A 16088-nucleotide genomic window follows, 5' to 3' on the forward strand; every position below is an offset into this window, starting at 1 on the left:
CTACGCCGGCGGATGTCTTAGTTATCCTCGGGGACCTCGGCGGCTACCCCTGCCTGATTTAACGTTGCAGACGGTGAAGCCATCTCCCTCTCGCCGATTTTCCAAAGGATGTCCACGCGGCGGTTGCGGCGGCGCCCTTCTTCCGTCGCGTTGTCGTCCAGCGGCTCCTGATCGCCCTTGCCGACCGATGTCACGGTGCGGTTGTATTTACTGTTGGCCAAGGATTCGCGCAGCTTGTCGGCGACCGTCTGCGCGCGAGCCTCGGACAGTTTCAGGTTGGAGTTGTTGGAGGTGTTGCGATACGGTTTGTTGTCGGTATGCCCGATGACCTCCAGATCGCCCGGCCACGGCGCCAGCGCTTCCCCCAAACGCTCAATGTTGCGTTTCTTTTTAAACTCTTCCGACAGCTTCGACTGCCCGGTGGCGAACGCGCCGTCGGAGGTGAAGATCAACAGCCAGCCGCGCGGATCGGCGCGCACCTCCAGCCACCCTTCGCTGAGGATTTGCGGCAGCGGCTGCGGCAGCGTCTCCATGATGTTGATTTTGCGCGGCTGCGGCGGCGTCCAGGCCAAAATGGCGTTGCGCAGCGCGCGGGACTGATCGTGCAGATACCAGGCGGCCGAGGCGTACGCCAGCAGCGCGATGGCCAGGCCGTAGCACAGCAGCTTCAGCGGCGTGATGCGGGTCGCCTTGCGCACCACGTTGCTCGGCTCGGCATCGGCCAGCGTCTGCGTCGGGTTCTGGCTGTACAGATAGCCGTCAAGACGGTTGCGCACGTCGGCCAACAGCACCGCGCCGCGTTCCATTACGTGGTATTGCCCTTCGAAGCCCAGCGACAGGATCAGATCGTAAAACGCCAGGATCTCCTTGTTGCGCGGCGAGGCGGCCAGATAGGCCTGCAGGTGCTCGAAGCACTTTTCCCCGCCCCAGGCGTCGCGATAAAACTCCACCAGCAGGCTGAGATTCAGTTCGCCGGATTCGAGCGTGCTCATGCAGCACTCATCCACGTAGGAGCACAGCAGATAGGCCAGCTTGTCCACATCGCTCGGCGCGATGTGATCCGCCAGCAGCGTCTGCTGAAACTGTTGGATCTCACGCACGATCTGCGCGCGCACCGCGCCCGGATTCAGCTGTTTCTGATCGCGCACCCGCTCCACCTGCAGCAGGACCGGGATAGCGGCGGCGATCAGCGGGTTGTCCCAATGGCCCATCATCACGCCGGGCTTGCTCAGCGCGGCGCGGCCGAACAGCCCGCTCGAGGTCGGCGCCGCCTCGGCCGGGCGCTCGCCCGGCGCGGGCTCGCTGCTTTCCGGCGCAACGCTTTCCGCTTCATAAGGCTTGGGTTCGGGGGGCGTCGCCACCCCGGCGCTTCCCGGCCGCAGCTTGGCGGCCAGCGCCCGCGCGCCGAAGGACAGCGCGGCGATCTCCGCCGTCGTTTTGCCCACCGAGCCGGACGCGGGAAGGCGCGGTGTCGCGTTGTTGCGCGTTACCGCCATCGCCTCGCGTATTTTTCTCTCGAATTCGTTCATCCCACCCTCCCTTGCCTTAATCCCCAGACGTCAAAACGCAGGTCGGGGAAATCACCCACGATGCTGAGCGCCATCGCCGAGCCGGCCATCATTTCCTTATAAATCGGGTCGGCATGATCAACCTCGAAATAGATGCTGTTCGGGTAATACGGTATGTGCCGCGGCGGCGAAGCCATCGGCAGCAAGCGAGCGCCCGGTAATTGCAGATCGATCAGCTGAATGATTTTCTCGACCGGCCCCAGTTTGACCTGCGCGGGGAAATACGAGCGCAGATGCTCGATGGACAAACCGCAGCTGACGGCGAACACCAGTTTTTCCAGGCGCAGCTGCGAGTCGTTCGGGCACAGATAAATGCTGTCGCCGCGATCGATAAACGGCAACGCCACCGCCGGCGCTTCGATCACCAGCGACAGCGCGCGGCGAATCGAGGCGAACAGCTGGAAGTAGCAGTTGTGCGGTTCATCGTGCAGATACACCAAATCGGCCCGATCCCAGAGGCGTTCGCCGCCGGGAATGATGCTGAGCCGCCCCAGCAGGCTCAGCAACGTGTCGAACAGGGTTTCAGGATGTACCTGCGGGCTGGCCAGCAGTTGGCTGATGCGCAAATTGAACTCGCTCAAGGTTTGCAGCAGCAGCAGTTCCAGCAGCTCGGAAAGCCCGCCGATCGTCATATGCACGTCCGGGCGGAAAACCGACTCCAGACGCTGGCTGATCAGCCCAAGCAATTCGGTGGTGAAAGCGGGCAGCCAGCCGATGGCGCGGAAATCCAGCATCGGCGGCAAGGCGCGCTCATCCAGCAGCACCCGACGATCGCTGGTCAGCTCGCGCACGAAACCGACCGGCAGCACGCTTTCCGCGCTGCTGACCGCGTCCTCCAGGCTTAGCCGCGTCACCAGGCTGCCCAGTTGCATCGTGCACACGCGCGGGGTCCCTTCCAGGCTGACGCCGTGGTTGCGATCCGGCACCTCGGCGTCCATGGTGCGAAAACGGCTGCTTTTTCGCGCATCCTGGATAAGATCGATCTGGGCGTTGCCGGCGATATCCATCAGCACGGACAGGCACACCACTTTCCCCTGGCAGCCTTCTCCCAGCACCAGCGGCGGCGGCAGCGGAATATCCTCAGGCATGCTGAACGCCGTGCCGTCGGGGAAAACGCCCTTGGCTTTCTTCAGCGCAAACTTGCCCTGTTCCAATAGCCCGTTGTCGATCTCCAGCGTCAGGAACCCCCAGGTGAAGGTTTCGACGCTGCGCAAGCGCGCTTCAATCAAGTGCTCGAAAAAACGTTCCTGCTGCTGGAAATGCTGCGGTTCCATCAACATGCCTTCTACCCAGGCGACGCGTTGTTTAGGTAACATGTCATTCATCCATTTTGTCGTTAGTCACTATGCTGAGTGACGTCATCCCCACCATCACCTTCATTTGCGAATCAGCCTGCGCAGGGGACTTTTGCTCGGCGAGCGGCAACACGCCGCTGATTTGCTGAAACTCCGCCCCGACGACGACCCATCGCTCTTGCCCCGCCGGCACCTCGAAGCGATAACGCAACGTCTCCCTCGGTTGCAAAATGCTCTGGTGCCGGCTCAGCGCCCCTTCCGACGGCGCCGTCTCGCGGCAAGGGGCGCCGTCGCCAATTCCCTCAGGCATCCACCCCGAGCGATTGGTTTCTATCACGCACACCTTGACCGGCTGCGCCTCCCCGGCGGCATTCGGGTTCACGTTGTCGTTGGCGGTCACCTCGACGTCGATAAACCGCAACCGACGCCCCGCATCCGCAGCCTCATCGTGAGAAAACCAGCTGCATCCGCCGAGCATCCCCACCGCCAACAGTCCCCCTGTCGCAATCCCCCGGAGCGTTTTCACCATGCTGAACTCCTATGCATTAACGAAACATTTGGTCTGGCTCGGCGCGACCTGAGTGCAGACCATGTTGTTGTTGTTCGTCGTGCTGGAATCACCTAGCCGCGTGACCGGCATGCCGCCGGAGAAATACTTACCCGATCCCTGCACCGGCTGCGCCTGGGCCGAATGCGTCCCCGAGGCAGCGCCGATCACTCCGCCCGAATCGGCGGTGGCCACACGAGTGGTGCCGAGGTTTTGTTCATTGCCGCCGGAAATGAAAATGTTAGGCACGTTCGGTATGCCGGTGTTGTTGGGCGAGGTGTTCGGGCCCGGCGCCGGTATCATCGGGTCGCAGCCGGCAAAGCCGATCCCGCCCATGTTGGTATTGGCTGCAGTCATGGTGGTTTACCCCATATGTATCTGGCCACCGTCGATCTTCAGCACCGCCGAAGACTTCAGGGAACCAATTTCACTGTTGATGACGAGGGATTGCCGCGCATCCTGAATGATGTGCTTGGCCAGCACCTCGTCGGTTTCCTCCACCCGCCGGCTCGCGTGCTTGCTGCGCACAAACAGGCGTTGAGAGATTTGGTGCAGCGTTTCGGCAACCCAACGGCTGCTGCGCGTCAGCAGCGTGAAGTGCGGGCTGCGCAGCGTCAGCCGCTTGCCGCCCTGCAGCTCGATCTCCGGCGCCACGATGCGCAAGTTGGCGCAGCGGCTGTCCAGCGTCATAACGGCGTTCGCCTGTTGCCGCGACAGGATCTCGGTGATGACCAACTTGTCGCCGTCGGCGATGACGCAAACGCGATCGCCCGCCAGCGGCTGAACCAGGCAGCTGGTGGCGACCGCCAGACAATGCGCGCGCATGCCGTCGACATACAGACCGCCGTTGGCGTCGGCCGCCAGCGTCACCACCTTGCGCCCCCCTTGTTCGGGAAGCGGAGCGCTGCGCACCAACTGCAAAGGCGTCACCCTGGCGTTGGCATAGACCTTCTGATGCTCTCTTCTGGATTTATACATATCTGCTTACTCCTGTTGGCCGTTGATACGACGGTTGCCGCGGCCCCGGTTGTTGATGCGCATACCAGGCGTCGATCGCGCTCAAGAACGGATCGGCGGTAAGCGGCACGTTTTCGGCGCGATGACGCTGCGCGCCATGCAGGCGAGCGCTCTGTTGCTGAGCGGCGGTCAACGGCTGTTCGATCAGGTTCGCTTCCCGCAGTTCGGCCTGCTCAAGATTGGCTAACGCCAGATCGCACGCCCTGAATTCCGCTTGCGGCAAGATGGCGCGCCCCCAGTTGGCGCCGCCCATCGCACATTCGCTGAACCGGGCCTTCTGCCCCTGCGCCAGGATCAGCGTCGCGCGCTCGAAATCGCAGCGCAGCGCCTGCGCTTCAGCGAAGATCGCCGAGGTCAGATCGCTGTCGGCGAACGAACACCCCTCCAGCTCGCTGCGGTGAAAACTGGCGCCCTGCAGCTGTAGCTGAGCCAAAGTGCAGCCCGACAGGCGGCAGGTGAACCAGATGCGCGCCTGCCCCGCGATCGTCTGCCAGCTGCACGTCTCCAGCCGGCAGCTCCCCATGATGTGGCGCTCGAGGGTCGACGCCTGCCACAGGCACTGCGTGAGCTGGCAGGCGTACCAGTTGGCGTCCTGTATCACGTCCTGGTGAAACATCAGGTTGGTCAGGGTGCTGGACTGCACGGCCAGATGCCCCAGGCTGCTGCGTTCAATTTCCGCGCCGTTGACCTCGCACCGGATCAAACCGCAGTCATCCAGCAGACAATCGCCGACGTAACACCCCTGCAGCGTGGTGTCGTTGCACGCCAAATTGCACAGCAGCCCCTGTTGCAGCGTCAGGTTCTCAAACCGGCATTCGTTGAACGACAGGCGCATCAGGCTGCCGCCGACCACGTTGACCTGCTGCAGGGTGCAGCCCTCAAAGCGCACCGCCCGCAAATCACAGCCTTCAAACGTGACGCGTTCGAAATGACAGTCGATGAAAAAGCAGTCGCTCAGCGTCAACCCTTTCAGCTCGCGATCGTGGAACCGGCGTTTCTTGAAGATCCGCGGCATGGGCGGCGTCTGCGCCACCGCCTGGGCGACCTCCAGTTCGATCGCCTCTCGGTCAGGCAGCGCCTGTTGAATCACGCGGCTTTCAGTTTTCATGCGCATAGTCCCCATGAATGATTCTGCGCGGCACCCAACACGCGCGCTCCAGCAGACAACCGCTGAACCGCGTGCCGGCGTCCTGCCAGGTCATCGCCAGATGCGCCGCCGCCAGATTGCACTGGTCAAATTCCGCATCGCGCAGATCGGCGTTATAAAACAGGCCTTGCTGAGCGCTGCTGTTTTGCCAACGTGAGTGCGTCAACAGGCTGTCTTTAAACCGCACGCCGGCCAGATCGCAGCCGGCGATCGCGCAGGCCGTCAGATCGGCCTCGTCAAAGTTGCATTCAGTGAAAACGCTGTACAGCAGTTGGCACCTCTCCATGCGCGCCGCTTTCAATCCCACTTTGGTGAAACAGCTATCGCTGAACACGGCGTGGGAAAAGTTCGCCTGCATGCCCGCCGTCAGGCTCTCGACGCGGCAGCGTTCGAAGCGCACGCCGCGCCAGTTGCCGCCAAGGAACGAGTTTTTGGTGAGCGTCATCTCCAGCGCAACCGCCTCTTCGGCGAGGCAGCGGTTAAACACGCACGCGTCCAGCTCGCCTTGCAGAAACTGCGCGCGGATCAGCGTCGCGCCATTAAACATGCCGTTGCCGATCGCCGCGTGTTCAAAGCGGCTCGCGGTGAAATCGCCCCGTTCGAAAACGCAGTTATCCAGCTTCACGTGGTCGGCGCGCAGCCCTTGCCCCTGAGGCTCCGCCAGCGTCACCCGTTCGAAGACCGCCTCTTGCCACACGCTTTCCGCCAGCAACGGCTTTTGCAGCGTGCACGAGATCATGCGGATCTGGCGCAGCGCCGCCTGCGTCAAATTGACCGCATCAAAAACGCAGTTTTCGAAGGTGCAGCCGTCGAGGGAAGCCTGCGAGAAATCGCAGCGCTCAAAGCGGCACTGCAGAAAATGCCGGCCCGACAGCGCCTCGCAGCGCAAACCGGTGAAAGTCTTCCCTTCCACGGTCGCGCTATCGGGGAAAAACGCGTCATTGCCGTCTTCAGCGGGAAGATCCGGCAAATCGGGCAACGTCACGGAAGCGGGCTCCGCCGCCGCTTGTTGCTGGTGCAAGGCGATCGCCTCGCGGATGCGTTGATAGAACACGGCGGAATCGCCCAGAGAGGTGGGCGACGGATCGTAACGCAAATCGCTGGGGTGATCCGACACCGCCTGGATGACGTTCAATCCCATCTCCGCCGGCATCAGATCCGGATCGAACAGAAACTCAAAGGGCGAGGCGTCATCGTCGCTGCGCTTGCGGAATACCTGTTGGAAATAGTCGAACGAGCGCGGCGCATCGCAGCGATCCAACGCCAGCATGACGGACTCGATGGACTCGTCCAGCAGATGCGTCAACGGCGCATTGCCGGTGAAGATGAGCAAAGCGATGTCGCTGTCGGGCAGGAACCACAGCGTTTTGCGCTGCAGCTCGATTTCCTCGAGGCTGTCGCTATCGTGACGGCGGATGAACGCCCGTCCGCGCACCGCCGGCAGCTCGCCGCAAATCGCCTCGCTTTGCGCGCCGACGCCCTGCAGCTCGAAGGGCACCCGATCCGGCCACGCCGCTTCCGGCAACCACTGCGCCGGCGGCGCCATCTGGAAATAACGCCGATCGATATTGGCCGGCAGCCCGGGGAATGCCGTCTCGAGATAGGCTTTGCCGGCGATCTGGCCCGCCACCTTATCGATGTGCGCCTTGCGCAGCGCAAACTCGTGCGGCACCGGCGCCGGCGCCGCCAGCGGAGAGCGCTCCTGCGCGGTCCCCTCGGCGGACAGCGTCATCAGCAGCGGCCGCAGCCCGTCATTGCAGCCGCGGCCAAACGGGTTCTCCTTGTTGTCTTTGCCGCCCCAGGCGGAGGTGTGATCCAGCGGCACGCTGAGGAAGGGTTCCACCTCCATCGCGCCGCGCCGTCCCTCGCCCTCGACCCGCCAACGGCGCTTCAGCCCGCCGATGTCGGCGCTGACATTCAGCGTTTTCACCGGCTGACCGATGCCGGCATGGCCGGCGATCAGGTATTCGGCGAACGGCTTCGGCTCGGCAACATCCAATATCGGCAGGCTGAGCGGCACGCGCTTCCACGCCTCCCAGATTTCGGCTTCGTTCACGAAGTGCTCAGGCCGGGACAGGTAGCATCCGGCCACGACGCTGATGCCGAGCCGGCTGTCTGTCCCGATCTGGTAACTTCCTTTAATCGCCACCAATTGCTGTGGCCGTATGATTCTCATTGCCGCGCCTCGTTAGTTTTTGCTTTGCATCCCGACTTTTTTCAAATCGACGCCGGTCTCGGACAGTGACGCGCCGGTATAGCTGATCGACACCCCTGTCGTGCTGGTGCTGCTGCCGGTATTGCTGACGCTGCTGCCGGTATTGCTGACGCTGCTGCCGGTGCTGCTGACGCTGCTGCCGGTGGTGCCGACGCTGCTGCCGGTGGTGCTCACGCTGCTGCCGGTGGTGCTGATGCTGCAGCCAGTGGTGCTGGTCGACGATCCGGTGGTGCTGATGCTGCAGCCGGTGGTGCTGGTCGACGATCCGGTGGTGCTGACGCTGACGCCGGTAAAGCTGATGCTGCTGCCGGTCTGGCTGGTGCTGACCGTGGTGTAGCTGTTGCTTTCGCCGGTCATGCTGTTGCTGATGCTGGTGAAGGAGTTGCTTTCGCCGGTCATCGAGTTTGATACGCCGGTGCAGCTGGTGCTCTGCCCGGTGAACGAGGTGCTCAGCCCGGTGAACGAAGTGCTCACGCCGGTAAATGACGTGCTCACGCCGGTGAACGAGGTGCTGACGCCGGTAAACGAGGTGCTCACGCCGGTGGCGGTGAGGCTGACGCCGGTCATCGACGCGCTGACGCCTTTAATCGAGGCGTCAAACCCGGTAATGCTGAAGACGTAATCCTTGTAAGAGACGTGGTTGGTGAACCAGTCGGTAAAGGTGCGGCGGATGATGTCGAACTTGTCCATTCCCACCTCGGTGGCCTGGTTGCGCTCCACCGTGGTTTGCAGATCGCGTTCGGCATGCAGCATGACGCGTTCGTTGTTGCGGTTGTCATCGAAGGTCAACTGGCTGGCATGCTGCGGCTTGCCGAAGCGCAGCGAACGCGACACCATGCCCGAGTAGTTGATGTATTCAGGCAACTGATAAGGCGGCGGGTTGTCGCCGTTATACACAATCCCGGTCACCATCGGACGATCGAGATCGCCGTCGACATAGGTCACCAGCACTTCCTGACCGACGCGCGGCATGGCGATCACGCCCCAGCCTTTCCCGGCCCAGGCCTGCACCACGCGGATCCAACAAGAGCTGTCTTCCTCGGTGGTTTTGTAGCGATCCCAGTGGAAATGCACGCGGATGCGCGCAAATTTGTCGGTATGCACTTCGGAGTTGGGCGCGCCGACCACGGTGGCGCTCTGGATGCCCGGCATCTGCGGCTTTGGCGTTTCGCGCAGCGGGCGGAACGGCACGTCGTCGTTCAACGCATTGAAACGGCAGGTGACGTTGCGGCCGTCGCTGCTGCTGTCCGGGCCGTCTTGCACGAACACATAGTCGCAGCGAGTCAGCTTGAAGCGGCGGTTGCGGTTGGCGTCCGGGTGCAAAATCAAGGAGAAATCCTTGCCGGCCATCAGCCCGACGGCGTTGCTCTCGCCAAACAGCAGATGGCCGTCGCTTTGCATTTCTTCAAGGCGCAGCCGCGCCAGGTTTTCACCGCGTTCGGTATCCACATAACCCGCCGCGTAGTCGTACCACTCCAACGGGGTGTTCTGCAGGCCGAGGCGGCTCTCTTCCACCTTGGTTTGCAGGTTTTTACGCGGGTTCTGGAAGTCGAAGTCGCGCAGCACGATTTCATTCGGGCGCACTTTGCGGGAGCGCTGAATGCGCTGGATCCCTTCGCGGATGGCGCGGTTTTCTTCGCTGTCCGGCATGAACGGCAACACGGCGTAACCGAAATCCAGATCGTCGAAATTCTGCCGGTCGGTGATCACCAGCGTGTGTTTATCCTCGGCGTGATCGAAGTAATACCAGATGCCTTCGTCTTCAAGCAGGCGGCTGATAAACGCGAAATCCGTTTCGGAAAACTGCACGCAATATTCACGCGTCGGATAAGTGCCTTGAATATCCAGACGGTAGTCGGCAAAACCGTAGCGCGAGAAGATTTGCTCGATGATGTCGAGCACGTTCAAATCCTGGAAAATGCGGCTGTTGCGGTTCTGCATCAAAAACCACAGCCAGGTGCTCAGCTCCAGCTTATAGACGAACTTATCCTGATGCTGCCCCGAATCGGAGGCGCCGATCACGTAAGCGTAAAACGGCCGCGCGCCGAAATCCGGCCTTTCTATTTGAATGCTGATCCCTTGACCCAGCAGAGATTCATAATCAACGTCCGCCTGTTCACATTCGAATTCGAGCGTATATTGCGAGTTGCTCGACAACCCTTCTTTGGTGGTGAAGCTGAGTGGAAACGCATTTAATTCGGCTAACACCGGGTTATCAATTTCGATTAAAGGCATAACAACCTCTCTGATCCGATATCGAACCCCGCCCCGCGTTTGCGGGCCGGCGGCAAATTAAAAATCAGTCGAAATAAACACTTAAACTATCGTTCTCGACCATGAGTTGGATATTCTGCAGTTCCTGTCCCGTCCGTTTGCGCTGCAGCACTTCATTGCTGATGGGCGGCAAAATCGCCTGCTGCAGCAGCGACTCGACCGCTCTGCCGCGCGAAGGATGGGCGCTGATGCGTTTGGCTATCCAGCCTGGAATGTCGCCTTCCAGCACCAGCGACACGCCCACTTCTTTGTGCAAACGCTGTTGTAAACGCGAAATCTGTTTGGTGGCGATATGGGTTATCGCTTCGGTAGAAAGCGGCACGTAGGGAATGACGTTCATGCGCGCCAACAGCGCCGCCGGGAAGAAGCGCGCCAGCACGTCGTGCAGCATCGGCCGCAGCGCTTCGGTTTTCAGATCCGGCGTTTCCGCCAGCGTCGCTTCTATTTCGCCGGCGCCGATATTGCTCGTCATTAAAATGAAACACTGGCGGAAGCTGATCATGCGGCCCTCACCGTCTTCCATCACGCCCTTGTCGAAGACTTGATAAAACGCCTCGTGGATATCGGGATGCGCCTTGTCAAATTCGTCGAGCAAGACGATGGAATAAGGTTTGCGGCGCACCGCCTCCGTCAACTTGCCGCCCTTGCCGTAGCCGACATAGCCCGGCGGCGCCCCTTTCAGGGTGGAAACGGTATGCGATTCCTGAAACTCGCTCATATTGAAGACGATCAGGTTATGCGCGCCGCCGTACATCGCCTCCGCCAGCGCAAACGCGGTCTCCGTTTTGCCGACGCCGCTCGGGCCGGACAGCATGAAAACGCCCAATGGCCGATCGTGCGCCTGAATGCCGGCGCGGGAGATGCGCACTGCCTGCGCGATTTCATCGATCGCCGTCTGCTGGCCGAATATCTGGCGGCTCAGCAGTTGGTTGAGATTGAGCGCATTGTCCAGATCGCTTTGCAGCATGCGGCCGGTGGGGATGCCGGTCCAATCCGACAACACCTCCGCCACGACGCGGTCGTCCACCCACGGATACACCAACGGCAGGCCGCCGTCTTGCAAGGCTCCCAGCTCGGAGGCCAGCTGCGGCAAGCGCTCCGGCGACTGCCGCTCCGCGTCGAGCAAGGTGGTGACCGCCTGTTGCTCCTGCGCCTGCCGCTGACGCAGCGCATCCAGTTCGCCTTCCATGTCGCTGAGGGTCTGCTGCAATTCAGTGATGCGGGTGAGCGCCAGATCGTCGAATTTGCTTTCCTCCTGCAGGCCGTTCATTTCGGTGCGCTTCACCGCCAACCCGGCCTCGAGCGACTCGATTTTTTCAGGCAGCGCATGCTGGCTCAGCGCCACCCGCGCGCAGGCGGTGTCCAGCAAGCTGATGGCTTTATCCGGCAGTTGCCGCGACGGCAGATGGCGCAGCGACAAATGCACCGCCGCCTGCAGCGCCGACTCACGGATCTTGACGCTGTGGTGCTGCGCAAAATGCGGGGCGATGGCGCGCATCATGTTCACCGCATTCTCTTCGTCGGGTTCAGAAACCAACACGTACTGGAAACGGCGCGTCAGCGCGGCGTCCGGCTCGATGAACTGTTTGTATTCCGACCAGGTCGTCGCCGCCACCATGCGCAGCGCCCCCCTGGCCAACATCGGTTTCAACAGGTTGACGGCGTCGCCGGTGCCGGCCTGCCCGCCGGCGCCCACCAGCGTATGCGCCTCGTCGCAAAACAGGATCACCGGCACCGCCGAATGCGCGATGGCGTCGATCAGCGCTTTCAGGCGCGATTCGAATTCGCCCCTCATGCTCGCCCCGGCCTGCATGCGCCCCAGATCCAAAGACAGCAACCGGGCGCCCTGCAGCAGCGGCGGCACCTGCCCCTGGGCTATCTTGCAGGCCAGCGCTTCCGCCACCGCCGTTTTGCCGACCCCGGCTTCGCCCACCAAAATCGGGTTGTTCTGCCGGCGACGCAGCAAGATGTCGATCACCTGGCGCAGCTCCGCTTCGCGGCCAATCACCGGGTCGATTTCACCGTCGCGCGCCTGGCGGGTCAGATCGGCGCACCATTTATCGAGAATATCGACCGTCTCGGACGCCTCCGGCGCATCGCCGTGGGCGCTGTAGACCTCTTCTTCCTCTTCCTCATGCTCGACGGACTCCGCCAGAATCGCCGGATAATCGTCGAACAGCTGCGGGATCGGCAGTTTTTTGAACTCGTCGCTCAGCCGGTACAGGCTGCGCTGCAACGTGGGATCCTGCAGAATGCCGACCAGGATATGAATGGTGCGCACCCCGCCGGACGGCGTTTCGGCGAGCTGGCTCATCAGCAGCCCTCTTTCCACCACCGTTTCCAGTTGCGTCGACAGATCCACCACCGCATTCGTCCGGTTAGGCAAGGTATGAAGAATGCGATCCAACGCATCGCTGATGCGCTGACTGTTGATGGCGTAGTGCGCCAGGATCATCGGCAAGTCGCCGCGCTCCTTGTCCACCAGGACTTTCAGCCAGTGTTCCAGCTCCACGTATTCGTGCCTGAAGGTTCGGCACAGCTTGGTCGCCTCGACGAACGACTGATAGGCAAAGTGGCCCAATCGCGAAAAAAGACGTTCTCGTTGATACACCTTAAATTTCCTTATATTAAGTTGTTGATTGATAAACCAGCTGCCTAAACGTCCCTGTCTTAGGTTTCAGCCAGCTGTCTTTACTCAGCGACTTGCCGCCCAGCTGCGCCGCCATGCCCGGCTCCGTGGCAATCAGCAGGCTGACATCCAGCATCAGCTGATGGCTCGTAAAGTCATGACAGATGCTCACCAGCGCCTGCAGCCGCCGGCTGCCGCGCTGATACTGCTGATACTGCGGGGCCCCCAGCGGGCCGATCTGAATATGCGCGCCGTACTGGGCATCGAAAAAGCGGCTGCCGATGCGCGTGCTGCCCAACTTGCCCAGCTTTTGGCTGCCGCTTTGCTTGCCGTCGTCGATCCACTTGGCGTAGCGCGGCGTAATCGTGATGGGAACGGCGAAATAGGCCGCCAACATCTTGTTGAGCTGCCGCAGCGAGCGGCGACCGGGCAGATAAGTGCCGGGGTACGCCTCGCGCAGGCGCTGGATATGCGGGTTCACCGTCAGCGCCGTATCGACGCCCACCGTCTGGCGCAAATGGCGCAAGAACGGGTTTTTGTCATCGTCATGCTCATGGCCGATCATCGCCTTCAGCTGCGCCCAGGCCCGGTAGTGCAATACGGCGAAGCGCTGGCTGACGATGCCGACGAACTGTTGGAACGCCTGGTTGCGTCTGGCGATGACTTCGGTGCGCGCGTGCTCGGTCACATGGATCGGCAGCGGGCCGTAGGGGGCGAACATGCCGAAATGCCGCGCCTGAATCAGCACTTGCTTAGGGCGCTGCACGATAGAGGCGATTTCACGCGAAGCGAACGCCATATCCGCCGGCTGGGTAATGCAGAGCCTTTCGCGGCTGCGATCGTTGGAGACGCCGAGCCGCGGCGCATCCGGCTGCGCGCGTTCGATACGCCGCAGCAGCTCGAAAAAATCCTGTCGATTGGACAGCCCGCGGATTTCGGCCTGGCCCGCGCTTTCGCTTTGCGCCCCCGGCGTCGGCGCCGGCTCCAACGAGAGCGCCGTTTCACGCATCAACGACATATCAGCCATAGTAGAGCGCCCCCCAGTCGGCGTGGGTTTCCCCATCCAGCAACAGCTTCATGCTTAACGTTTGGTTCAGGTCGCCGTATTGGCTCAACGCGTGGTGCAATATTTTGCCGAACAGATAGGCGCCGTGGTCGGCATGATGGTTGGCGCTTAAGTTGACGGCGATCTCGGCTCCGCGGATCCAGGCCAGCGGCCCCGGCCCCTGATTGCGTTCGAAGTGGTGCTCCACCCAGGCGTTTTTGATGCTGGCGATGCGCTTGCGCTGGCTGGAGTCATCCTGATGGCAGAACAACGACAGCCAGTCGCGCAACAGCGCCGAACAATCCTGAACGTCGGGGCGCGCATGGCGCAAAGGATTGGAGGCCAGCATCTGGATCGCCTGCCACGCCTGGCTGATGTTCGGCACCGCGACCGGGTTGCTCGGGTAGCGGACGATCTCCACCTGGTGGATCGGCATCGCCGTTTCCAGCTGGAAATGCGGCTGCTGAAGGTGCGCCGGCACCAGATGCCGTTCGCATACCAGCGCCTCGACGCTGAGCGACGTGATGTCGTCGATGTCGATGCCGCTTTTGCCCGGCGAGATGGCGATGAAAGTATCTTCGTTGGGCAGGTGCGGATTGTTGTACTTGGAGGGCGACGGCTCCCGGCGACGGTGCAGCGTATAACCGGCCGGCTCCCGCTCGCAGTCGTACTGCACGTCGGCCTGCAGCGAAGAGAAAATCACCGGGTTGCCGTCGGGCAGCATGCCTTTCACTTGTTTTACGCTGTGTATCTCATACAGCGAGGTGTTCAAACGATCGACCACCAGTTGGTGCTCCGTGCGCTCATCCGTCAGCAACACCGGCGAGCAATGGCGGCGATACAGGTTGATGACCGGGGTCGCGAAAAGATGAAAATCCCTGGCGTTGACGCGACCGATCAGAGTGAGTGGGCGTTGCTCCAGCGCGAACAAGATCTCGAACTCGTGAACGCGTTCACATTGGCGCAGAAAATCCTGCACGCCATGCAGCTCCAGGCTGAAGAAGCGGCTTGGCGCGGCGAAGTATTCGCGCATCAGCCGGTTGCCGGGCAACTCTCCCACCACGGTGGGCAACAAGGCTTCTTCATCGCTGACGCCGCCCAGGCGCAAGCTGTCCGGCTGCAAGACTTTGACGATTGGCCGGTCGTCGCTTTTCGCCCATAACACGATGCGCAAGGTGCGATTAAGCAACGCGGCCAGCAGTTGATTGGCCCGCACCGTATCTTCCGCCAGCGTCAGGTGCAGCGGCTCGAGATCCAGCTCCGAGACGGGAAGCACGCCGTGCGTCGTCAGGCATATCCTGACGTAGGCCGAGCAATCCTGCATGTGTCTGGCGGCGCCGTCAGGCAAATGGTGCGGCGGCAAAATCTCGCATTCCGCCAGTGAAATCTCAACGGGCTGCACTTTAATATGCCGCGCCGTGGTGAACGTGGCGGGTTTGTTGTTCAGCGAGATATCGTTGAGGGTCATGCGGCTCCCGCGCGGCAGGTCAACCTGGCTGTGCCACTGGGGAAAAGAGAGATCGGGCTTAATCGCGACGGTGGCGATCGCGGGAACCGGCGTATACCACAGCGGCGCTAGGCGTGAGAGCATTTGCAGGGCAAATTCCGGCTGCTCATTGTTCAGCTTTTCCTGGATGCGGGTGCAAAGGAACGCGGAGCCCTCCAACAGACGCTCAACGAAAGGATCCAGCACGCCGTCGATATGCATGCCTAAATGCTGGGCGACCTGGGGATGAGAAGAGGCGAACTGACGACCGGCCTCGCGAAAATAACGCAGCTCATCATTATATAATTGGAGAAAGCGCTCACTGAACATAGTCACCCCTATTAATCAAATACGTGTACGGCGCCACAGGAATAATCAAGAGCGATGCGCAAATTAACCAGCATTTCGTCACCCGGTAATGAGCAGGTGCCATAAATATCGAATAAAATCGCCAGCACATACGATTGGCGTTCATTCACTACAGGCACCACACGAATCGTTTTCGGATCCAGACGCGGCTCAAACGAAGTAATGATTCTTTGTATATGTCTCGCCAGCGTTAACGGATCGGTATTAATCGGTATGCGTTGGCTCAGCGACGGCAGGCCATAATTCAATACCGAACTTTCGCTGTGCGCATAATCATGAAGTTTCAAATCAGCGCTGCGCGATGCGTCATTCAGTAAAAATTCGATATCACGCACCAAAACACGCCGCCAATTATCGGCGCTGGCGCTTTGATGTCTCACGCTGAGCTTATCGAATAGCATGGGCAATGACGCTTTCATTTAACACCTCGCGATAAGGCTTATGTCTGCCCGCAATCGCTGCGGGCAGACAGCCTGCAATTAGTGTTGTGACATCA

Annotated in this window: 12 protein-coding genes; all 12 read right to left on the reverse strand. The window is 61.1% G+C overall.

Translation table 11 applies throughout. The features are described from left to right. Nucleotides 1-17: 17 nt before the first annotated feature. The 12 genes from icmH to ACUTQY_RS03305 all read right to left on the reverse strand — a co-directional run bounded on the left by icmH (nucleotide 18) and on the right by ACUTQY_RS03305 (nucleotide 16011). Nucleotides 18-1529: a type IVB secretion system protein IcmH/DotU gene (icmH, locus tag ACUTQY_RS03250; protein WP_033643654.1), complete on the reverse strand. Its 1512-nt coding sequence runs from the start codon at nucleotides 1527-1529 to the stop codon at nucleotides 18-20. Continuing rightward, nucleotides 1526-2884, reverse strand: a complete 1359-nt coding sequence (gene tssK, locus ACUTQY_RS03255; protein WP_021505816.1) for a type VI secretion system baseplate subunit TssK — start codon at nucleotides 2882-2884, stop codon at nucleotides 1526-1528. Before tssK ends, icmH begins: the two co-directional genes overlap by 4 nt. 1 nt (nucleotide 2885) lies before the next feature. Further along, nucleotides 2886-3392, reverse strand: a complete 507-nt coding sequence (locus tag ACUTQY_RS03260; RefSeq protein ID WP_033643655.1) for a type VI secretion lipoprotein TssJ — start codon at nucleotides 3390-3392, stop codon at nucleotides 2886-2888. A 9-nt stretch (nucleotides 3393-3401) separates the two neighbouring features. Next, on the reverse strand, nucleotides 3402-3767 hold the full coding sequence (locus ACUTQY_RS03265; RefSeq protein WP_033643656.1) for a PAAR-like domain-containing protein: 366 nt from the start codon (nucleotides 3765-3767) through the stop codon (nucleotides 3402-3404). Between the two features lie 6 nt (nucleotides 3768-3773). Next, entirely contained in the window at nucleotides 3774-4388 is a 615-nt protein-coding gene (locus tag ACUTQY_RS03270; protein ID WP_033643657.1) for a DUF3540 domain-containing protein, read from the reverse strand. Next, nucleotides 4381-5535: a pentapeptide repeat-containing protein gene (locus ACUTQY_RS03275; RefSeq protein ID WP_228287357.1), complete on the reverse strand. Its 1155-nt coding sequence runs from the start codon at nucleotides 5533-5535 to the stop codon at nucleotides 4381-4383. The genes ACUTQY_RS03270 and ACUTQY_RS03275 overlap by 8 nt, the downstream gene beginning before the upstream one ends. Continuing rightward, nucleotides 5525-7750 carry a DUF2169 family type VI secretion system accessory protein gene (locus tag ACUTQY_RS03280; RefSeq protein ID WP_046687387.1) on the reverse strand — a complete coding sequence of 742 codons (2226 nt, stop codon included), beginning with the start codon at nucleotides 7748-7750 and terminating at the stop codon, nucleotides 5525-5527. Before ACUTQY_RS03280 ends, ACUTQY_RS03275 begins: the two co-directional genes overlap by 11 nt. 12 nt (nucleotides 7751-7762) lie before the next feature. Next, on the reverse strand, nucleotides 7763-10024 hold the full coding sequence (gene vgrG, locus ACUTQY_RS03285) for a type VI secretion system tip protein VgrG (RefSeq protein WP_342188161.1): 2262 nt from the start codon (nucleotides 10022-10024) through the stop codon (nucleotides 7763-7765). A 64-nt stretch (nucleotides 10025-10088) separates the two neighbouring features. Next, nucleotides 10089-12674, reverse strand: a complete 2586-nt coding sequence (gene tssH / locus ACUTQY_RS03290) for a type VI secretion system ATPase TssH (RefSeq protein WP_033643660.1) — start codon at nucleotides 12672-12674, stop codon at nucleotides 10089-10091. A gap of 16 nt (nucleotides 12675-12690) precedes the next feature. Continuing rightward, entirely contained in the window at nucleotides 12691-13719 is a 1029-nt protein-coding gene (tssG, locus tag ACUTQY_RS03295) for a type VI secretion system baseplate subunit TssG (RefSeq protein WP_046687388.1), read from the reverse strand. Beyond that, entirely contained in the window at nucleotides 13712-15553 is a 1842-nt protein-coding gene (tssF, locus tag ACUTQY_RS03300; protein WP_033643661.1) for a type VI secretion system baseplate subunit TssF, read from the reverse strand. The genes tssG and tssF overlap by 8 nt, the downstream gene beginning before the upstream one ends. A gap of 11 nt (nucleotides 15554-15564) precedes the next feature. Continuing rightward, nucleotides 15565-16011, reverse strand: coding sequence for a type VI secretion system baseplate subunit TssE (locus ACUTQY_RS03305; RefSeq protein WP_015378391.1), 447 nt, complete (start codon nucleotides 16009-16011; stop codon nucleotides 15565-15567). Between the last annotated feature and the right edge of the window lie 77 nt (nucleotides 16012-16088).

Source organism: Serratia sp. TSA_130.1, from assembly GCF_052691795.1.